This window comes from Leptolyngbya sp. FACHB-711 (genome assembly GCF_014695615.1).
In the GTDB taxonomy this organism is placed as follows: Bacteria; Cyanobacteriota; Cyanobacteriia; order Elainellales; family Elainellaceae; genus Leptolyngbya_A.
This window is the reverse complement of sequence record NZ_JACJOR010000329.1, coordinates 1-20,855: the sequence shown is the minus strand read 5'-3', so window position 1 is coordinate 20,855 and position 20,855 is coordinate 1. Positions and strand designations below refer to the sequence as shown.

13 protein-coding genes are annotated in these 20,855 nt (G+C 49.6%); 4 read left to right on the top strand and 9 right to left on the bottom strand.

The window, feature by feature from the left end; all coding sequences use genetic code 11:
* Positions 1-918: 918 nt before the first annotated feature.
* On the top strand, positions 919-3,648 hold the full coding sequence (locus H6F80_RS13505; RefSeq protein WP_190792060.1) for a calcium-binding protein: 2,730 nt from the start codon (positions 919-921) through the stop codon (positions 3,646-3,648).
* A 216-nt stretch (positions 3,649-3,864) separates the two neighbouring features.
* Here H6F80_RS13505 and H6F80_RS13500 read toward each other — a convergent pair whose 3' ends face one another.
* The 4 genes from H6F80_RS13500 to H6F80_RS13485 form a co-directional block, all read right to left on the bottom strand.
* The gene (locus tag H6F80_RS13500) at positions 3,865-4,872 is read right to left on the bottom strand and encodes an RNA polymerase sigma factor, RpoD/SigA family (protein WP_190792059.1); all 1,008 of its coding nucleotides are present in this window, start codon (positions 4,870-4,872) and stop codon (positions 3,865-3,867) included.
* Between the two features lie 727 nt (positions 4,873-5,599).
* Positions 5,600-7,312, bottom strand: a complete 1,713-nt coding sequence (locus tag H6F80_RS13495; RefSeq protein ID WP_190792058.1) for a helicase HerA domain-containing protein — start codon at positions 7,310-7,312, stop codon at positions 5,600-5,602.
* A 248-nt stretch (positions 7,313-7,560) separates the two neighbouring features.
* Positions 7,561-8,259 (bottom strand): sucrose-phosphate phosphatase, encoded by a 699-nt coding sequence (locus H6F80_RS13490; RefSeq protein WP_347277875.1) that lies wholly within the window; start codon positions 8,257-8,259, stop codon positions 7,561-7,563.
* Between the two features lie 48 nt (positions 8,260-8,307).
* Positions 8,308-9,255 (bottom strand): RluA family pseudouridine synthase, encoded by a 948-nt coding sequence (locus H6F80_RS13485; RefSeq protein ID WP_190792057.1) that lies wholly within the window; start codon positions 9,253-9,255, stop codon positions 8,308-8,310.
* 837 nt (positions 9,256-10,092) lie between these two features.
* Between H6F80_RS13485 and psaA the strand changes: the two genes are divergently transcribed.
* Together psaA and psaB are read left to right on the top strand one after the other, a co-directional pair.
* Entirely contained in the window at positions 10,093-12,360 is a 2,268-nt protein-coding gene (psaA, locus tag H6F80_RS13480) for a photosystem I core protein PsaA (RefSeq protein ID WP_190792056.1), read from the top strand.
* A 207-nt stretch (positions 12,361-12,567) separates the two neighbouring features.
* Positions 12,568-14,796, top strand: a complete 2,229-nt coding sequence (gene psaB / locus H6F80_RS13475; RefSeq protein WP_190792055.1) for a photosystem I core protein PsaB — start codon at positions 12,568-12,570, stop codon at positions 14,794-14,796.
* A 365-nt stretch (positions 14,797-15,161) separates the two neighbouring features.
* Here psaB and H6F80_RS13470 read toward each other — a convergent pair whose 3' ends face one another.
* The 4 genes from H6F80_RS13470 to H6F80_RS13455 form a co-directional block, all read right to left on the bottom strand.
* Positions 15,162-15,830 carry a hypothetical protein gene (locus tag H6F80_RS13470; RefSeq protein ID WP_190792054.1) on the bottom strand — a complete coding sequence of 223 codons (669 nt, stop codon included), beginning with the start codon at positions 15,828-15,830 and terminating at the stop codon, positions 15,162-15,164.
* Between the two features lie 2 nt (positions 15,831-15,832).
* Entirely contained in the window at positions 15,833-16,699 is an 867-nt protein-coding gene (locus H6F80_RS13465; RefSeq protein ID WP_190792053.1) for a hypothetical protein, read from the bottom strand.
* 350 nt (positions 16,700-17,049) lie between these two features.
* Entirely contained in the window at positions 17,050-17,328 is a 279-nt protein-coding gene (locus H6F80_RS13460; protein ID WP_190792052.1) for a (2Fe-2S) ferredoxin domain-containing protein, read from the bottom strand.
* A 171-nt stretch (positions 17,329-17,499) separates the two neighbouring features.
* The gene (locus H6F80_RS13455; protein ID WP_190792051.1) at positions 17,500-18,048 is read right to left on the bottom strand and encodes a YraN family protein; all 549 of its coding nucleotides are present in this window, start codon (positions 18,046-18,048) and stop codon (positions 17,500-17,502) included.
* A 121-nt stretch (positions 18,049-18,169) separates the two neighbouring features.
* Between H6F80_RS13455 and H6F80_RS13450 the strand changes: the two genes are divergently transcribed.
* Positions 18,170-18,697 (top strand): pentapeptide repeat-containing protein, encoded by a 528-nt coding sequence (locus H6F80_RS13450; protein ID WP_190792050.1) that lies wholly within the window; start codon positions 18,170-18,172, stop codon positions 18,695-18,697.
* Between the two features lie 169 nt (positions 18,698-18,866).
* On the opposite strand, the gene dnaG is transcribed toward H6F80_RS13450, so the two are convergent.
* Positions 18,867-20,855 (bottom strand): DNA primase (gene dnaG / locus H6F80_RS13445; RefSeq protein ID WP_199296556.1); only part of this gene is annotated, 1,989 nt, incomplete at its 5' end.

Below are 20,855 nucleotides of genomic sequence, written 5' to 3'. Positions count from 1 at the left end.
TGCAGGGGACGATGAACAAGCTCAACAAATTTGGTTGAATTTACGGATTATCTTCATCGCAACTTCATCCTAAAGTTAGTGTGTTCCGTTGAATCCTGTCCTAATCCCAGGTAAGCCATAGATGAACTAACGCAAGACCAAAGTTAGACCATCTTTGTAAACTACAAAAACCTAAACGCAAAACCGCGGAAGTTGCCCAGTTCCGGATTTGAGGAGTGCCTGTTGTTTTGTTGAGCGAAATGAGTGCATCAGTGCGTGTCGAGTGAGTGTAAGCGAGTGCATAGTCGGTAAGTGCATTAAGCACAGTGGCAGATCTGTTGAATTTGCTCAGTTCATCTACCCTGAGCGATGCTGCCTAAAATCAGAATATTTCAGCTTTTTCTAAAGCTTATGTTTCGCAGTTGATTGCATTGCCGCAGTTCGCAATGAGCCGAGAGCTGATTCTTGTCTGTCTCATGTATTCAATTGGTGAGTTCAAAGTGTTTTTCAAACAGTTTGATCGTGTCCAGGCAACACCATTTCTCGGTTCGTTGTTTTGTTGAGAAAGCCTGCCTAAATACAACTCACTACCGCTGTTTTGAAATTTTTTCTGCACCTTTGCTGTAACAGAGTAGTTCTAAGAATGGCTACTTTTTGACGCGCTGACTTGTCTTTACGCGCTGATCTGTCTGGTTAAATTTCTGGTTAAATTTGCCGAAGTTTGCACAGAAGGCATTCCTGCTTGACTTAGCAAGGGCAGGGTGCTAATCAGCCATGTGCTTGGCTTTTCAAATCTACCGATTTGATCGCTCATTCAGGCTGAGTTTAACCTGAGGGCTTTACCCCAAATAAAAACTGAGGCTGGCACACCTGTAGCAGCAGGTTTTACCGTGTCGAACCTCAGTCGATCTTTGCTTACTACTTGGAACGAATTTTACCATGTCTACATCAATTACAGAGGCGCGCTCTCTGGGAATTGGGCTAAGTGGAATTGCTGATTTTTCAACGCAGATTCCTTTTCTAGATGCGTTTAAATCTGCTCGCGCCTGGATTCCGCAAAGCTCCACTCAATGGGACACCGGAGAAGCGGCTCAGCTAAATCTTGATCCTCAAGGCTGGGTGCAATCAGTTCCGGCAACGAATGCTCCGGCAGCTTACGATCGCGTCAGTACCCTGATGCTTTGGGATGTGCCTTATGAGTCAGGGCAGTATCGTGTGCTGTATGACGGTACTGGAACGATGCAGTACGGCTTGGATGCCAGCAAGCTAAGTTCGAGTCCAGGAATGGATCTGATTCAGGCAGATAGCCTCAAGGCAGGCGGCATTCATCTGCAAATTATGGCAACAGACCCCAATCAAACGGGCGACTATCTTCGCAATATTCGTGTTTATAGCGAGAAAGATCTGCCGCTGGTTGAGCTGGGAATGCGCTTTAATCCTGAATTTCTCGATCGCATCAAGAATTTCGGCACGCTCCGCTACATGGATTGGATGTCCACAAACAACTCGCGGCAGCAGGACTGGTCAAATCGCCCCCTGATGAGCGATGCAACTTGGTCGCGCAAGGGAGTTCCGATCGAGCTAATGGTGCAGCTTGCCAACGAAACGGGAACCAATCCCTGGTTCAATATGCCCCACAGCGCAACAGATGACTATATTCGCCGTTTTGCAGCTTATGTGCGCGATCATCTTGATCCAAAGCTCAAGGCATACGTGGAATACTCCAACGAAGTTTGGAATTGGCAGTTTTCTCAGGCGGGCTATGCTGAAGCCCAGGCAAAACAGCGATGGGGCGAAAGTCCAGCAGGCTGGGGCGGCTGGATGCAGTGGTACGGAATGCGGGCAGCGCAAACTGCAGATATCTGGAAGTCGGTTTATGGCAGCGAAAGTCCGAGTCGGCTGGTCAGGGTGATTGCTACACACACAGGCTGGAAAGGGCTAGAGGCTGCCATTCTCAATCCGCCTGCTTGGATCGCAGAGGGACAGCACCCTGTTTATCAATCATTTGATGCCTACGCAGTGACAGGCTACTTCGGTGGTTCTCTGGGGCAACCCGACCATGCAAGTACGGTGCGATCGTGGCTTAGTGATCCCGACGGTGGATTTAGCAAGGCCTTTCAGCAGTTGCGCCAGGGTAATTTACTTCCTAGCAAAGACTCGATTCAACAAACGATCGACAGCTTTCGCTATCAGGCAGATGTGGCAAAGCAACACGGGCTACAGCTTGTTGCCTACGAGGGTGGACAGCACATTGTCGGCATCAATGGGGTACAAAATGACGCGCAGCTTACCAACTTCTTTATTGAGCTGAATCGTCATCCAGAGATGCAGGCGATTTATCAAGATCTTTTAAATGGCTGGAGGGCTGCCGGGGGCACACAATTTAACCAGTACAGCGACATCGGCGCACCCAACCGATGGGGAAGCTGGGGTGCTCTGGAGAATCTGGATCAAGCCAGTTCGCCCAAGTACAAAGCGCTAGAAACCTTTATGGCAAACAACGCGCCCTGGTGGAACACAGGAGGTTCTTCAACGCGAATTGGACTTTATGAGTGTAGTACCGCAGCCGACAACTCGCTAGTAGGCACAGAGTACAATGACATCTTCCTGGGCGGCGCAGGCAATGACTCGATCAAGGGCGGCGCAGGAGCCGATCGTCTGCATGGAGAAGATGGCAATGATGCAATGGAAGGTAATGCGGGAGCCGATCGCCTTGCCGGAGGGCCAGGTAGTGACTCGATCAAGGGAGGTAATGAGAATGACCTGCTAACGGGCGGGGCGGGCAATGACCAGCTGAGTGGAGACGCTGGTAGCGATGCCTATGTGTTTGATAGCTGGACTCCCTCTGAGTCTGCCAATCTTGGCGTCGATACGCTCAACTTTCAGCCGGGAGACAAGATCGCACTTAGCCGCTATACCTTTGCTGCCGGAACTCGGTTTTCGATCGCCGCTACCGATGCTAATGCTGCGACTCGCGATGCTCAAATAACCTACAGCCGAGCCACAGGCAACCTGTTCTATAACCCCAACGGCAAAACACCCGGATTCGGCATAGGTGGACGATTCGCCGTTATTTCCGGTAAGCCTGTGCTCAGCGACAGCGACTTTATAAGAATCAACGGACGCTTTGATCCCAACGATTCGATCGATCTCAGTCGCGCTCAAACGAGAGCCTTAAAAGCGCCAGGCAAAATAGAACTGCACGCTAACTATCAGCCTAGACATCGCTCTCAGGACAATCAGAGTCTTGATATATCGGGCAGCGATCGTTTGCTTGGGTTGGAGGACAGGCTCACAGGCAGGATGGGGAGCGATCGTCTCATGGCAGGAACCGAGGCAATTCAGCTCGACGATGACCACAAGCTTGCGATCAAGCGACCCACTGCGCTATTTAATGCAGGCGTCATTAATTTGCCTTCAAAACAGGGCGTGATTGCAGCAATGCGGGCTGCGTTTCGAGACAAAAATATTGTGCAGTCTGGCAATCAAGTGCTTCAAGCGGGGGAAGCTGTTTTATTTCGATCGTCGAATCAGACCTATCTTGCCGTAAACAGCGCAAAACCCAGTTTGAATTTGGGGCAGGATTTGCTGATTGATGTGACCGGAACGCGACTGGCGATCGGAGACGCAGGTGCTGAAACGCTGGATGTTTCCCGCTATTTCGCTTAGCTCAACGGATTCAAAGTTCCCCGATTTAGGAAGAATCTAGGGGTGGGGTAATGCAGAGGCTAGATGGGCAGCCTTCATCCCGCTATCCCGCCATACTTAAGCCCTCTGCCTGGATGAAAATAGCCAAGCAAAAAGGGCGGATGAACCGCCCCAACTCACTCTACAGATAATAACGATCGATCTCCATGTTCCGGACGATCGAAAACACAGTCAACCTTAACTGGCAAGATAGCCGCGCACATTCGCCTTACGACGACGCAGGTGATCGAGAGCCTGACGCTCAAGCTGCCGGACGCGCTCCCGACTGATATTCATGCGCTGCCCAACCTTTGCCAAAGACAGTTCGTTGCCGTCCGATAAACCAAACCGCAAGGTCAGAACCTCGCGCTGCTGAGGGGTTAGCTCAGAGAGCATTCCTTCCAGGTCTTGCCGCAAGGATTCCGCAGTCGCAAAGCTCTCTGGCGAAGCACTCTCGCTCTCATCTTCGAGCAAGTCCTGCAACTCGGTGTCTTGGTTATCGCCCACGCGCAATTCAAGGGAAACAGGCTGACGCGACATCAGCAGATACTCGCGAATTTGAGAAGGCTCCAGCTCCAGGGCTTCGGCGATCTCTGCCGGATTCGGGCTGCGACCGAGGGACTGGGTCAGCTCACGCTGAACTTTCTTGATCTTGTTCAGCTTCTCGGTAATATGAATCGGCAGACGAATTGTGCGGGCTTGCTGAGCAATGGCGCGAGTGATCGCCTGACGAATCCACCAGTATGCATAGGTCGAGAATTTGTAGCCGCGAGTGGGATCAAACTTCTCGACGCCGCGCTCTAACCCCAGCGTGCCTTCCTGGATCAGGTCTAGAAACTCCAGGTTGCGCTTCTGATACTTCTTAGCGATCGCCACGACCAGACGCAGGTTGGCTTCGATCATCTTTTGCTTAGCACGCTGACCGAGGCGCAGGGTCTTCCGCAACTCGTCTTCGCTAAGCTTGGCGTAGGCAGCCCACTCAGCATCGGTCGGCTCGTGTCCCACCTTCTTGGTTTGCTTCTCTTTGGCTTCCAGGAGATTCATCATCTGCTGGACTTGCTTACCATACACAATCTCTTGCTCGTGAGTCAGCAGAGGTACTCGCCCAATTTCGTGCAGATAGGTCCGAACCATGTCTGCCGAAAACATGGACTTGTCCGCTTTCTCTTTAGGGGACTTGACTTCGTTCTCTTCTACAAATGCCATGAATCGTTGAACTCCAACAACAGTGCTGCAAACGAAATAAAAGGAATACGATCTCTGGGAAACCGAGGGTTTCCGAATACTGACGGCGAATGAACAGTAAAGGAAAGGTGAATGAAATGGGCAGCTTCGCTAGTCCCTATGGGATCGCCTCAGGCCCGGTGAAGTGCGAGTAAACGAAATAAAAACGGCTAGGGTTGCTTTGTCGCAGGTGAAGGGCAATTAGCAAGTAAACCTCAAAGCAGGATTGTCTCTAATCCTCGTGAGTCTAGAATGCTAGCTCACAGCCTGAGAAATGCTCGTACAGTGGAAAGTAAGAAACGGAGGAGTAACAATCGGGGCAGAACTTCACAAGTCCTAGCCCGAAGTCATTATGAGTTTGCCTAATTAAGATAGTAATACAAATTTAACGCTAGGTAAAGGGAGGAGGATTCATCCAACTGGATGAACTTGAAGAGGGAATAAACAAGGGGTAAAAATTGTAGCATTTGCCTTGCCTACAGCGCACTCCGAGCGATTCAAAATCCCAACTTAGCCAACCTCATAAACCATAGATAAACAAATGCCCTCAATCTTTATAATGCACCTTCTCTCCTTCCTTAGGGGTACGGCTTACCGAGGCAGAAAACCGTACCTTTTTCTGGAATACGAGTGCATGGCAGGGCTTTAAGGGCGATGCGAAGCAGTTTCCCTTTGAGGCGATCGAGTCTCAAGTATAGTTGCTTGGTTCTTAAAATCCTAGATCGGCTTTTGCGGCTTCTGCGGCTTGGAGAATTTCGGCTTCGGGCAGGTCTTCCCAAGGCGTTTCGCCAATCTGGGCATAAAAGGTTTCGTCGTAGGGGCGAGTCCGAATCACAACGGGCATCGGTACAGCATGACCTAGAATCAGTGCTTGCTGCTTCGAGTCCAGTTTCGCGAGAACCGATCGCAACGCCTGTCCACCGGATACCCCTGTGAAAATCGCTTCGATATCTTTCTCATCATTTAATAGTGCGGTAATCCGCGTTCCTACCTGAGACATCACCTCGTTATCAATCCCCGATGGCCGCTGATCCACCACCAACAACGTCACAAAGTATTTCCGCATCTCGCGGGCGATCGTGCCAAAAATGGTCTGACGGACGGTTGCTGAATCCAAAAAACGATGTGCTTCTTCGATCGTAATGACTAGAGGTTGAGGGCGATCGATCGGGTTTTTGGTTTGCAGGAATTTTTCGGCTTTGTGGACGTAGGCATGGTGAATCCGGCGGGCGATTACGTTTGTTGCCAGCATATAAGAGAGCAGGTTGGACTGAGAGCCGAACTCAATTACAACGTGCTTTCCGGCATCGAGTGATTCAAGAATTTGACCGACATAGTTTTTGGGGCAAGTTTGCCGCAGATACTTCAAATCATCCAGACGGGTCAGCTTGCGCTGAAGTGCCATGATCGAGGACTTGCTGCCCATCTTGACTTCGCAAAATTCTTGAATTTCCTCATTGCTCATCGACAGCAAACGGCTGATCCAGGCTTTGCCAAACTCATTGCGAAGAATAATCGCGTTTTCCAGGCTGGCCTCGGACAGATTTAGTTCGCCCCGCACCAGCATTAGATCTTCGACATCAATCTGGTCATAGCTAATGTAAAGCTCTTGGGCATCGCGCACACCCCGCCGTCGCGTGGACTCTACATCTAATGTATAGATCTGCACTTGGCTTGGGAAAAGCTGACGCAAGCCTTTTACGGTGCTGAACTGCTTGCCTTCTCGCGTGGCTTCCCAGCCGTACTCCGAGTGCATATCAAAGATGAGATTCACTGCGGCTCGTCTGCGAATAATTCCAGACAGCAATAGTCTCGTTAGGAAAGATTTTCCTGTCCCCGACTTACCAAACACCCCGTTACTCCGCTCCACGAATCGATCGAGATCCAGGCAGATTGGCACATTCATATCGATCGGTTCCCCGATCGCAAAATTCCGCCGATGGGGATCATCCTCCCAGCCGAACACCGCCCGAAAGTCCCGCTCCGATGCGTCGTAGACCTGACTAAAGTGAGCCGGAATGGTTTTAACGGGCAGCAGCTCCACATCATTCGTATTCGCTTCGTAGGAAGCAAGGGAGTCTGAGGCTTTCGATCGCGTCTTCGTTCTACGAGGCTCGCTTTCTGCCTTCGGTGTAAACATTAGCATCGGCGACAGGTTGATCGTGCCGTAGGTTCCGGTTCCTGCCAGCACTTCTTGCAAAAACGTATTCGCTGGATCGGGCGGGTTCGCCAAGATTCGCTGTGTCGCAGTTCCCAGGGCAACGTCCGTCAGCATGCAGAAAAAGCGCGATCGTACCCCTTGCACGACCAGGAATTTCCCGACCCGCATATCCTCAACGGAGACATCGGCATGCAAACGCACTTCTAGCCCCTGACTCAAGGAACCCTGTATCACCGAACCCAGCGGATTTTCTGCGGTCATGCCAACCCCGCTAATACGATCGTTCTATTATCGAGGAATACACATGTTTTAGGCAAGTCGGCTAGGGTTTGCAACTCCCTAAATCCTCCACCAGTGGGGGACTTTCAATGGGGGACTTTGAATTGTTGGCTCCACTCCGCCGTTTCAAACACGGTTGTGCCGTTTCAAACACACCTTCATGCGGGCATGATTCCAAAGTATTTTAGCCCTTCGATAATTCCAGCAGCATAGTGGGCTTGGGCTAAGTATCAATGACCGCTAAGGGGGAACTGCTGCGCATTGCCCTCAAAATTATCCTGATGCCACTGAAGTAATTTCCTTCTCGCATTGCCAACAATAATGCCAATCTGGTTGGCAGCAAATAGGGCAATGTGGTTGCCAGAATCACCACAGACTACTGTTTGTTCTGCTGTAAACCTAAAGGCTTGACGAATATAGGTAACAGCACTGCCCTTATTGATTTTACGCGGCACGATATCAAGGTCATGTCCATGACTGTAAATCAGTTCAGCCTCCAGTCCTTGAGCAATGAGTTGAGCTTCCAGTTCTGATAAAACAGAGGCGTCTTCTTCATCAAGCACAAAGCTTAGCTTGAAGGGACGCTGTTCGCTTCCAGGCTGAGCAACCAGTTGGGAAAGCTGTTCGACGACCACTGCAATGCTTGCTCGATCCCAATTTTGGGAAGACAGGCTAGACCAGTTTTCATCCAATTCGTTGCCTGGATAATAAATTTCAGTCCCGACAGAAGCAATTAGTACATCGGGTTCTGGCAGCGCAGTGTGAGAAATCAATCGCTCATAAGACTTCAACGATCGCCCGGTGGCATAAACCAATTTTGAGCCATAAATTTGGCGATGGTGTTTGAACCAACTGTTCAGACGCTGGAGCGCGTCATTGTCCCCAACCAGGGTGCTGTCGAGATCTGTTACCAGCAAAAACTTTGACACAGTTGCGATTGTCCTCTCATTCACCTCAAAGCAACCCTCCGACCGTTCTCACTGCCTTCTCGTTCCTGCCCGTTGTCGTAAAATGTCCAACAATTTCGTTATGTGCGGCGGCACAGGAGCCGTCACCTCGATCGCCTTACCCGTCACCGGATGCTGAAGCGTTAGCCGATAGGCATGAAGTGCCTGCCCTGGCAAATTGACCCCGATTGATCGCCCTGACCCATAAAGCGGATCGCCCACGATCGGATGACCAATGGCTGCGCTATGAACCCGAATCTGATGCGTCCGTCCTGTCTCAAGCTGAAACCGCATCAGCGTAAAGTTGCCCAACCGCTCCTCGACCGTCCAGTGCGTCATAGCTCGTCTGCCACCCTTCTCTTCAGGGACAATTGCCTGCTTTTTGCGATCGATCGGATGCCTGCCAATTGGTGCGTCGATCGTGCCCTTCACAGTTGCCGGTGCGCCATACACCACGCCCAGATATTCTCGCCGCGCCGTCTTGGTTTTGAACTGTTCCTGAAGCTGCTGATGGGCAAGGTCAGTTTTAGCGATCGCGATTGCTCCGCTCGTATCCTTATCTAATCGATGCACAATTCCCGGACGCTGCACCCCCCCAATTCCGGCAAGCTGATTGCCGCAATGAGCTAAGAGTGCATTCACTAGCGTTCCACCTTGGTGTCCAGGCGCAGGATGAACCACCAGATCCACAGGCTTATTCAAAATCAGCAGATGCTCATCCTCGTAAAGGACGTCGAGGGGAATGTCCTCGGCCTCCAGGTCAAGTGGCTCTGCATCAGGAATGCTGACCTCAATCCGATCGCCCTCCTGCACAGTGACTTTCTTAGAAGTACAAACCTTGTCATTAATCCGAACCTGTCCGTCTTCGATCAATTTCTGGATGCGCGATCGAGATAAGTCACGGAGCTGTGCGGATAGGAAGCGATCGAGGCGGGGTTCAGTCGGGTGGTCAACGTGAAGAGAGATTAGTTCAGTCAATTTTTAAAATCAGGCACGCTTTACTTTTTATTATCGCGTGACGACTTAGCAGCGTGAGCAAGTCTGAAAACCCAACGGTTTTGATGGGATACGTTAGAATCACCGCTTCGGGAAAAGACTGTGATTCACAGGGTAAGTCAGAATTCTCGGAAGTGGAGGCAATCTCTCATCGAAATAGCGGCAGTTCTTTCGCTTGCTTACCTGTCAACCTGCCTATTTCTATTCTTTCGACAGCTCGGCTTCTCTGTCCTAGGGGGAGCAATGCAAACCGTAGGATATTGCTCAAATCTTTTCTAATATTAATAATTCAATTAAGAAAAACGAAGAAATTCGATCGTCAATGGCATTAATAGAAAATCCTAGAGGTTAACTTAATATCCTGATTATTCTCTCGCTTCCAACATCTATTTCAGCCTCTACAAGATGAAGATGTAGGGTAGCACAATCACAGCAAGATTGTATAACTTTTATCAAACATTTCAATTTGTAAAGATTCCTCAATGGATCGCATATTATCTGCTGATGGTCTCCCTCGGAACGTAGGTAAATCAATGCTTCTACATCTTGAATTATTGTTAACCTCGCTTAAAGTCTGTGAGATTCCAGTTCTATAATGCTGCAAGTACCTCCCCATGGAACTGGGATCGCTCATTGGACTGATATTCAATGTGTGGTTGCAGTTCACCTCTTCTAGGCACGGGTCATTTCTGGCTTCGACGCTCCTACCCAAGTCGGTTATGTGCCTGTCTGCTGATGTTACGAAGAGAGATGCTGTCATTTGGCAGCTTGGGGGCTGGTCGCTCAACTCGTTCCTTTGTCTAGAGAGGAGAGTCTCGAATGACAACTTCCCCACGGGAGCGGGAGGCAACCAAACAGGTGCGAGTGGTCGTCGATAAAGATCCAGTGAAAACTTCCTTCGAGAAGTGGGCACAGCCGGGTCATTTCGATCGCACCCTCGCTAAGGGTCCCAAGACCACAACCTGGATTTGGAACCTTCATGCCGACGCTCACGATTTCGATAGCCATACCAGTGACCTAGAAGATATTTCTCGTAAAATCTTCAGCGCACACTTCGGTCACCTTGCTGTAGTGTTCGTCTGGCTCAGTGGAATGTTCTTCCACGGCGCAAAATTCTCTAATTACTCTGGTTGGATGGCTGACCCCCTGAACGTGAAGCCTAGTGCTCAGGTGGTTTGGCCCATCTTTGGTCAAGAGATTTTAAACGGTGACGTGGGCGGTGGATTCCACGGCATTCAAATCACATCTGGATTTTTCCAAATCTGGCGTGCTGCCGGGATTACAAATGAATTTCAGCTCTATGTAACGGCGATCGGCGGTCTGGTAGCGGCTGCTCTGATGCTGTTTGCAGGCTGGTTCCACTATCACAAGCGCGCTCCGAAACTGGAATGGTTCCAGAATGTGGAGTCGATGCTGAACCACCACCTGGCTGGTTTGCTGGGTCTGGGCTGTCTCTCCTGGGCAGGTCACCAGATTCACGTTGCCCTGCCGATTAACAAAATGCTGGATGCTGGGGTTCCTCCGAATCAGATTCCCCTGCCTCATGAGTTTATTCTCAACTCCAGCTTAATGTCGGATCTCTATCCCAGTTTCTCGAAGGGTCTGACTCCCTTCTTTACCCTGAACTGGGGTGAGTACGCTGATTTCCTTACCTTCAAGGGTGGCTTGAACCCTGTAACTGGCGGTCTATGGCTGTCGGATACGGCGCACCACCACTTGGCTCTGGCAGTCCTGTTCATCATTGCGGGTCATATGTACCGTACGAACTGGGGCATTGGTCACAGCATCAGGGAAATCTTGGAGAACCACAAAGGTCCGTTTACGGGCGAAGGTCACAAGGGTCTCTATGAGAACCTGACCACCTCTTGGCACGCGCAACTGGCTGTTAACCTGGCAATGTTGGGTTCGCTCACGATTATCGTGGCGCAGCACATGTACTCGATGCCGCCCTATCCGTACCTTGCAACGGATTACCCGACACAGCTCTCGATCTTCACCCACCATATGTGGATTGGAGCATTCTTCATTGTCGGTGCGGGTGCACACGCGGCTATCTTTATGGTGCGTGACTACGATCCGGCAAGAAACATGAATAACTTGCTCGATCGCGTCATCCGTCACCGGGATGCCATCATTTCTCACCTCAACTGGGTTTGTATTTTCCTGGGCTTCCATAGCTTCGGTCTGTACATTCACAACGACACGATGCGTGCTCTGGGTCGTCCCCAAGATATGTTCTCGGATACGGCGATTCAGCTCCAGCCCGTGTTTGCTCAGTGGATTCAAAACATCCACACGCTAGCTCCTGGTGCAACTGCACCAAACCAGCTAGAGCCTGTGAGCTATGCCTTCGGCGGCGGTATCGCTGCAGTGGGCGGCAAGGTTGCCATGATGCCGATCGCCCTGGGCACGGCAGACTTCATGGTTCACCATATCCATGCCTTCACGATTCACGTGACGGTGCTGATTCTCTTGAAGGGCGTGCTGTTTGCTCGTAGTTCGCGTCTGGTTCCAGACAAAGCGAATCTGGGCTTCCGCTTCCCTTGCGACGGTCCCGGTCGGGGCGGCACCTGCCAGGTTTCTGGTTGGGATCACGTCTTCCTCGGTCTGTTCTGGATGTACAACTCTATTTCGATCGCTATTTTCCACTTCTCCTGGAAGATGCAGTCGGATGTGTGGGGTACGGTCGCACCAGATGGAACGGTTTCCCATATCACGGGCGGCAACTTTGCTCAGAGTGCAATCACCATCAACGGATGGCTGCGTGACTTCCTGTGGGCACATGCAACTCAAGTGATTGGTTCTTACGGTTCTGCGCTGTCTGCTTACGGTCTGCTGTTCCTGGGCGCACACTTCGTCTGGGCGTTCAGCCTGATGTTCCTGTTCAGTGGTCGCGGCTACTGGCAAGAACTGATTGAGTCGATCGTTTGGGCACATAACAAGCTGAAAGTTGCGCCTTCGATCCAGCCTCGTGCTCTGAGCATTATTCAGGGTCGGGCAGTCGGTGTTGCTCATTACCTGCTGGGCGGCATCGTTACGACTTGGGCGTTTTTCTTGGCTCGCATCATTGCTGTTAGTGGTAGCTAGTGATTCTTAAGCTGTCTCTCCTCTAGACCCCTGGATGCGAACGATGGGGGGCGAACTCTAAGCGAGGCTATGAATTTAATAGGATTCTTCAATGAATCTGAAAGGCTCTAAACCTTGTATTGTTCAAACTCCATCGTCTACAGTCCAGATGGGCCAAAGCTAGATGGCGAAAAGCTAATCGCTAATTAAGAAAATCAATTCGGACTTATGGCAACAAAATTCCCAAAATTTAGCCAGGGATTGGCTCAAGACCCGACTACCCGTCGGATCTGGTATGGGATTGCCACTGCCCACGATTTTGAGAGCCACGATGGCATGACGGAAGAAAATCTTTACCAAAAGATTTTCGCTTCCCACTTCGGTCATTTGGCAATCATCTTCCTCTGGACTTCTGGTAATCTCTTCCACGTCGCCTGGCAAGGTAACTTCGAACAGTGGGTCAAAGATCCGCTCAATGTGCGCCCGATCGCCCATGCGATTTGGGACCCCCATTTCGGTCAAGCTGCGGTGGACGCCTTCACTCGTGCAGGCGCGTCTAACCCTGTCAACATCGCTTATTCCGGTGTTTATCACTGGTGGTACACGATCGGGATGCGGACCAATGGCGAACTCTATGCGGGTTCTCTGTTCCTGATGTTGCTATCGGCGATCTTCCTGTTCGCAGGCTGGCTCCACCTTCAGCCCAAGTTCCGTCCGTCGCTGTCCTGGTTTAAGAATGCTGAATCTCGCCTGAACCACCACTTGGCTGGCTTGTTCGGGGTTAGCTCTCTGGCTTGGGCAGGCCACCTAATCCACGTGGCAATTCCTGAGTCGCGCGGTCAGCACGTTGGCTGGAACAACTTCCTGACGACCCCTCCCCACCCTGCTGGTTTGGTTCCTTTCTTTACTGGCAACTGGGGTGTGTATGCCGAGAATGCAGATACTGCTAACCATGTCTTCGGTACGTCTGAAGGCGCGGGTACTGCAATCCTTACCTTCCTGGGCGGCTTCCATCCGCAAACTCAGTCCTTGTGGCTGACGGACATGGCTCACCATCACCTGGCGATCGCGGTCCTGTTCATCGTGGCAGGTCATATGTATCGCACTAACTTTGGTATCGGTCATAGCATCAAAGAAATGCTGGATTCCAAAGCAGGTCTGACGAGTAGAAAGAGCGAAGGTCAGTTCAACCTGCCCCACCAGGGCTTGTATGACACCATTAACAACTCGCTGCACTTCCAGCTTGGTCTGGCTCTGGCAGCTTTGGGTGTCATCACCTCTCTGGTCGCTCAGCACATGTATTCCCTGCCGCCCTACGCTTTCATGGCGAAGGACTACACCACGCAGGCTGCGCTCTATACCCATCACCAGTACATCGCTGGATTCCTGATGGTTGGTGCGTTTGCTCATGGTGCAATCTTCTGGGTACGGGATTACGATCCGGCTCAAAACCGGGGTAACGTGCTCGATCGTGTTCTAAACCACAAAGAAGCAATCATCTCTCACCTGAGCTGGGTGTCGCTGTTCCTAGGCTTCCACACCCTGGGTCTGTATGTTCATAACGACGTGATGCAGGCTTTCGGTACGCCTGAGAAGCAAATCCTGGTCGAGCCTGTGTTCGCACAGTTCGTTCAGGCGGCTCACGGCAAACTGCTCTATGGGTTCGATACGCTACTGTCTAACCCTGATAGCCTTGCTTCCACCGCTTGGCCCAACCATGCGAATACCTGGTTGCCCGGTTGGTTGGATGCTATTAACAGCGGTACGAACTCGCTGTTCCTGACAATCGGTCCTGGCGACTTCCTGGTTCACCATGCGATCGCTCTGGGTCTGCACACCACCACTCTGATTCTGGTCAAGGGTGCGCTGGATGCTCGCGGCTCGAAGCTGATGCCCGACAAGAAAGACTTCGGCTACAGCTTCCCCTGTGATGGTCCGGGTCGTGGCGGTACTTGCGACATCTCTGCTTGGGATGCGTTCTACCTTGCGATGTTCTGGATGCTGAACACAATCGGCTGGACGACGTTCTACTGGCACTGGAAGCACCTCGGTGTATGGCAGGGCAACGTGGCTCAGTTCAACGAGTCTTCGACTTACCTGATGGGCTGGCTGCGTGACTACCTGTGGCTGAACTCTGCTCAGCTAATCAACGGCTACAACCCGTACGGCATGAACTCGTTGGCAGTTTGGAGCTGGATGTTCCTTTTCGGACACCTGGTTTGGGCTACGGGCTTTATGTTCCTAATTAGCTGGAGAGGCTACTGGCAAGAGCTGATCGAAACAATCGTTTGGGCGCATGAGCGCACTCCGCTGGCGAACCTGCTTCGCTGGAAGGACAAGCCCGTTGCACTGTCGATCGTTCAGGGTCGTCTGGTTGGTTTAGCTCACTTCACGGTTGGCTACATCCTGACCTATGCTGCCTTCCTCATCGCATCAACTGCCGCACGTTACGGCTGATCAGGCGATCGAGCTTTTAGTTAGATAATTGAGTCCCTCACCTTCGGGTGGGGGATTTTTGTTTGGGAAGTATTTCTCCTTGATTCCATAGCTTACTGCAAGTTATGAGTGGGCATAGGATAGCCATTTAGCCTAGCATTAAGGCTAGGAATCTCGACTTGCTGGAAGTAAGAAGAAGCGTATAGATCTATGGGAACTACACATGTACCTGTTTAACTCCAACTTTTTCAATCGCTGGCATTGGTTTAGTTATCACTTCGCGCAATCCTTTCGACATCCGCTCTCAAACTCAGCACTAATTTTTTGAGAAGGACTAGCAAAGATTAATTCTCAATGTAGCTCACCTAGCTAGCTCAAAGTGAAATTTACATATCTAGTGCACTATTAAATTCAATATTTCTATCTGAAAAAACCCCTTCTGTAACTAAGGTTGGAACTATTTTTGAGGTGTAATATGTGAAAGCACTACGTTGTATAGCATAAATAAGCAGAACTCCTGCTAGCCCAATTAGAAGGTCAGTTATATTAAATTTGACACAGCCCATAAGGGATACTATTGAGCATGCAAGCACAATTTCTCCCCAGATATGTGTTTGGTATAAAGAGGCTTTCCTAAGCTTTAATTCATCTTTAAAATCCTTTGTTATGTAAAGATTAAGTGCTTGACTTTCTGTAGCTTCTAATTCAATGCTGGCGCGCAACCTATTTATGTACTGATTGAAGTCGCGAAAGGTTGTGAAAAAATTGAAGCTTGCAATTTGAATTCTTTTATAAAGTAGCCCAGTAAAGTAAGTAAGCACTACCCCAAGAAATATGTGTAGTAATAATATCTTTGATACAAAAGAGCTAGATGTAGAAAGAACAGCAGTAAGAGGAACATCCGCTACTTCAAACCATAAGCTCTGATGCCCTCTATCAGGAATAACAACTAAGGCAATTAGAAACAGTAAAAAAATCGCCACTTTGTATAGTGAAAATGACGAAGTTAAATCTTTAATATACTTTTCTCTTAAAGCCTTAATTAGTTCATCCATTTTTAGGAATATAAGTCGAGGAAGTATATGTCACCAGCATCTGGGTCAAAAGTTCCATATTCAATTATTGGAGAGCCAATAAATCGAACTTCTTCTTCTTTCCTAGCAAGAAAAGGATGTAGCTTTAAGAGATCCTCTATATTATGAAAGTGTATATAAGCATCTTTGCGACTATCTAAATTGTACATACGACCTCTTAACACATCATTGTCAAGGGACTTTATGTTTGCCCTGTAGATGACTGGTATTCCCAAATCTTTTTGCGAAACTATCGAATGAAACCTTTGGCTATTAGTTTTGTCAAAGGTAAACTTGGTAGTGATTTCTGCATTAAAAGTCAACTCAATTATATTGTTCTCTGAGTTGTTTGTTCTAACTGGAACAAGCATTTTGTCTACTTCTTTTACTATCGCCCTATCCCCATACTGACGAACCATCTTGCTGTCTGGTTGTTGTATTATTGATTCGTAGGATTTAACTGTAGGATTTCCTTGAGATAATTGGGCTTTTCGCTCAACAACTTTATTTTTGTATTTATTGATCTCTATCTCTCCCTCATCCATTGCCTTTTCGTAGGCTGGTAGAAGAGCTGCTGTAATACGTTGAATTATCTCTTTTGCGTTCTTTTCAGAAGTGGACAAGAATTTGAGTATATACCCCCCTTCTTCTGGAGGCTGAACCAAAAAATCGGTCACTTTATAGTCTTTAAAAGACATCCTTGCATGTTTCCAAACCCTGCCATGTGCATTATCAAGGTGTGCCCTGTCAATAGCTGATTGTAAACATGTCAAGGTCCGACTTAAATTCCTTAGTGAAACTTGGTGGTTGTAAGCAAAATCGCCATCAAAGTGAACTTCAACAAAACTCATATCAGCTACAAAGCTAGAATTATGGACACAAACCTTACATTGTTCACAGTTCTAGCAAGGAAAATTATTTTCCCCGAAAGGTTTAATCTTTGTCTTTCTAAGTTGTGGAAACCGCAAATAAAGTAATAATTCTCGTTTTTTAATGGTTTCAGCAATCTGACTAAAGATAAAGAAGTTTTGTTTAATTCTCTCTGATTAAGGAATCTGGCGCAGGAGATTATGAGGGAGTTGCGGCAAGGGTCGTGATTCTAGCAATTGACAAGGGGGCTGTTTGAGGCGCGGTTGAGGTTTTGTAGCCCCCTAAATTCCTTATAAGTAAGAGACTTTGGGTTATGTAGCGAATTTAGGCTTTATGAGTCGATTGCCCAACGGTTCATAATCTCGATCGCCTCTTCAGCACGAACGCGCCGATACCAAATCTCATCCGGTAAAACCAGCACCATTGGACCGTTGCCACAGTGCCCTAAACAACCGCTACCAATCACAGGAATTTCTGGGATTTTGTGATTTTGAAATGCAGTGAGGACGGCTTTAGAACCTGATTTACGGCAGGCTTTGTTTTGACAAACCAGGATTGTGCGAGGAGGGCGATCGCCTTTCAGGGGAAACGGTTTTGCATCAGTCGGCATAAAGCAAAAGTTCTAAAAATCTTTGAAAGCGTCTAATCCAACCAATTCTCAAAGTCCCCCAGAATTGGGGGATTTAGGGGGCAATGTAGGATCTATACGATTGCTTCGTGGTTCCCCCTTCGGGGTAATCGCCACAAGCCACAAAACCTCCCTCAACATCACGGGCAGCATTCAGAATTCTGAAAAGGCATTAACGATATATTGCTGAAGCGTTAACTCATAGCCATCCAAAACAACAGGCTGACCCAATTCGATTGCAAGCGGCAGGGAAAGCTGAGAGTCGGTGCGAAGCACTTCCCCGTTAGGGGTAATCGATCCCTTCACAGAACTTCGGACAGGTTTACAGGATAACAGAGCGATATCGAAGCGACAGGGAAGATCGGCTAGGTGAGGATGTTCGGCGAGGAAGAGTTGGGCGGCTTGCCAGAGTTTTGCCTGTTTTTGGGGGGTGATGGAGAGGAGACCATTTTCGTCCCAGTTGCCTTTACTGCGGGCTTTGACTTCCACAAAGGCTAAGGTGCCAGGCTGGGTTGCAACGACATCGAGTTCCCCGTAGAGGCAGTGCCATCGCTGGTGTAAAACAGTCCAGCCTTGAGCGGTGAGCCAGTGAGCTACAAAGGATTCTGCCAGATGTCCGGTTTGTAGTGCGGCTTGTTTAGCCCGATCGGCTGGCGGCTTCGCAGTTTCCCTTGCGGACGATCGTTTTCTGGGTAACTTCATAAATGGCAATAAGAGACTTTAAGCAAGCCGATGAGACGGTTAACAGATTCAGGTAGGATCAAATCACGTTCTGTAATGCAGGACTGATCTAAAACTGATTCGTCGTTTTTTTAGTCTGCCCATGTACGCTTGGTTGTGTCGGCTGCGATTTCTCCAAAAAGAGAACTTCTTCGCATCGGTTGTGTGTGGTGTCGTTTTGAGTTTAAGCCTGCTTTGTCTGAGCGGTCTGCTGCCGTCGAGCGCCCTGGCAGAGGACTACAATCGAGAATTCCTGGTCAATCGAGACTTTTCGGGCAAGGATCTGACCGACTCTAGCTTCACGAAAGCTAATATGCGCGGCAGCAATTTGAGTAATACCAATTTACAGGGCGTCAGTTTCTTTGGCGCAAATCTGGAGGATGCCAACCTAGAAAGCGCAAACTTAAGCACCGCAACCCTGGACTCGGCTCGAATGGTGGGAGCTAATCTAAAGAATGCCATTTTAGAAGGGGCGTTTGCCTTCAACACCAAGTTCAACAACGCTGTGATTGAGGGTGCAGATTTTACCGATGTGCTGCTGCGCGAAGATATGCAAGACATCCTTTGCCAGACTGCAAGCGGTACAAACCCAACCACAGGACGCGAAACCCGCGAGACGTTGGGCTGCTAGAGGATATTTGATAACCTAAAATTCGGTTCAAATCAAACCTCCAGCTCGCTAATTTATAAGGGAAGAGAGCTATTTTCCCATCTCAAAGTCTTCCACCTGGGAGGATTTAGGTGCGATGCAGTCCCTCTGAAACTTCTCTCAAATTGCTTTGAGATAGAGTGTCAAAAAATTAAGGCAGACTCTCAGTTTGATGCAGAGCCGCTTCAGAAGAATCGGTTGCGTCGCAGTTCTCGGAAGCGGTAATCGCCCCACCCAAATCAAAATCTCCAACCCACGGCATTCCTGCCAAATCTACAAACGAAACCCGCCGCTGCTCTTGCTCCAGTTCACGGATACGCTGCTTCTCGGCGTACATTTGCTGCTGGTAATACTGCGCCAATTCAAACGACTGAATACAGTCTGTTTGCTTCCACAGATCATTAAAGTGGCGATAGCGTTTTTCGCACATCACCTGCTCCAGGCAAGCCGCCGCTGCTCGAATGACCAGAGGGGCGCGTAGAATATCTCGGTGTGATTTCTCGTCTAGCTGAAACAGCGGATAGAGTTGCGCGACCTTATCATCTGGACAGCTATCCTGTAGCAGATTGAGCAGATCGTTTGAGGCAATCGCCTGATTCTGAGCATCGAGAATTTGCTGCCACAAATAGCGATGGTGGGACAGGCTGAAGTCTAAATCCCGCTCGTCTAGCGCCTCCATGATCATCGATCGATACTCGGGTGCATGGAGATAGAGGCGCAAAAGCTGTGCTTCGGATTCTTCTAAAAGGCTTCGATCGCCCGGACGCTGCCATTTTTGCGATCGACCATGCCACCGCTGCCCCCGAACTTGAGTTCGCAAATCGGCTTCAAGCTGGACGGCAAATCGAGCATTACCCTGACTCAGGAGTTCCGCACAGCGATGGATATAGTGCGTTCTCAGACTAGCGTTGGGCAGGTTGCCCAGCAGTTTAACAATTTCCTGATTGCTTTGCTGAAACTGATCTGCCTTCTGAAGGTCTGCCTGTTGGAGAATCTGCTGAATCTGCCAGTCTAGCCACAGGGGAGCATTCTTAAGTACATCCTGATAGTCCGCAGCGGAGTTTGCCTTGAGGAATTCATCCGGGTCTTTGCCCTGCGGCAGATTGAGAATGCGAAGCTGCACTTCTCCCTGATATGCCAGGTCTGCCACTTCCCCGATCGCCCGTTCTGCGGCTTTTACACCTGCGGCATCGGCATCGAAGTTAAACACAATCTGCTTTGATTCGGTGTAGCGCAAGAGCTGGCGTACCTGATGCAGACTCAGCGCAGTTCCAAGAGAGGCAACGACATTCGTAATCCCGGCAGCATGAAGGGCAATCACATCAAAATAGCCTTCGACCACCACCGCCCGATCGCTTTTTGCAATAGCGCCTCTCGCTTTATCGAGCGCAAACAGCGTTTTCCCTTTGTCAAATAGTTCCGTCTCTGGTGAGTTCAGGTATTTCGGCTGCTCATCTCCCAGCGATCGTCCCCCAAAACCAATGACACGCCCCTGAAGATCATGAATGGGAATCATTAATCGATCGCGGAATCGATCGTAATACCCCTTCCCTTCCTGACGTGGCACAATCAGCCCTGCCTGCTCCACGAGCTGAACGGCAAACCCCTTTTGCTCTACTAGATAACCATAGAGCGTCTGCCACCCTGCCGGAGCATAGCCCAACTGAAACTGCTGAATCGTAGTTTCGCTCAACTGCCGCTTTTCCAGCAGATAGGTTAACGCTGTTTCTCCCTGGGGTTGTCGCAGTGCGTGCTCAAAAAACCTTGCCGTCAGAGCCAACACCTCATAAAGCTGCTCCCGCAAAGAAAGCTGCCGCTGAAACTCCTGCCGTTCTTCGGGTTCGAGCGTCTTAATTGAAACCTGATACCGACGCGCCAGATCCAGCACCACATCGGCAAACGATCGCTTCCCCAACTCCATCAAAAACTTGATTGCATTCCCGCCTGCGCCACAACTAAAGCAGTAATAAAACTGTTTACCCGGACTGACGCTAAAGCTGGGTGATTTGTCGTCGTGGAACGGACATAGCCCGGTGAAATCCTTGCCTCGCTTCCGCAGCACCACATACTCCGAGACGACATCCACAATGTCTACTCGCTGTTTCACCTCATCGATCGTGTCGGGATGCAGGCGGGGGAT

Coding starts and splice junctions, on each gene's coding strand:
- H6F80_RS13470 (WP_190792054.1), bottom strand. CDS start 15,830: ATGGATGAACTAATTAAGGCTTTAAGAGAAAAGTATATTAAAGATTTA.
- psaB (WP_190792055.1), top strand. CDS start 12,568: ATGGCAACAAAATTCCCAAAATTTAGCCAGGGATTGGCTCAAGACCCG.
- H6F80_RS13495 (WP_190792058.1), bottom strand. CDS start 7,312: ATGACCGCAGAAAATCCGCTGGGTTCGGTGATACAGGGTTCCTTGAGT.
- H6F80_RS13465 (WP_190792053.1), bottom strand. CDS start 16,699: ATGAGTTTTGTTGAAGTTCACTTTGATGGCGATTTTGCTTACAACCAC.
- H6F80_RS13450 (WP_190792050.1), top strand. CDS start 18,170: ATGTACGCTTGGTTGTGTCGGCTGCGATTTCTCCAAAAAGAGAACTTC.
- H6F80_RS13460 (WP_190792052.1), bottom strand. CDS start 17,328: ATGCCGACTGATGCAAAACCGTTTCCCCTGAAAGGCGATCGCCCTCCT.
- H6F80_RS13500 (WP_190792059.1), bottom strand. CDS start 4,872: ATGGCATTTGTAGAAGAGAACGAAGTCAAGTCCCCTAAAGAGAAAGCG.
- psaA (WP_190792056.1), top strand. CDS start 10,093: ATGACAACTTCCCCACGGGAGCGGGAGGCAACCAAACAGGTGCGAGTG.
- H6F80_RS13455 (WP_190792051.1), bottom strand. CDS start 18,048: ATGAAGTTACCCAGAAAACGATCGTCCGCAAGGGAAACTGCGAAGCCG.
- H6F80_RS13505 (WP_190792060.1), top strand. CDS start 919: ATGTCTACATCAATTACAGAGGCGCGCTCTCTGGGAATTGGGCTAAGT.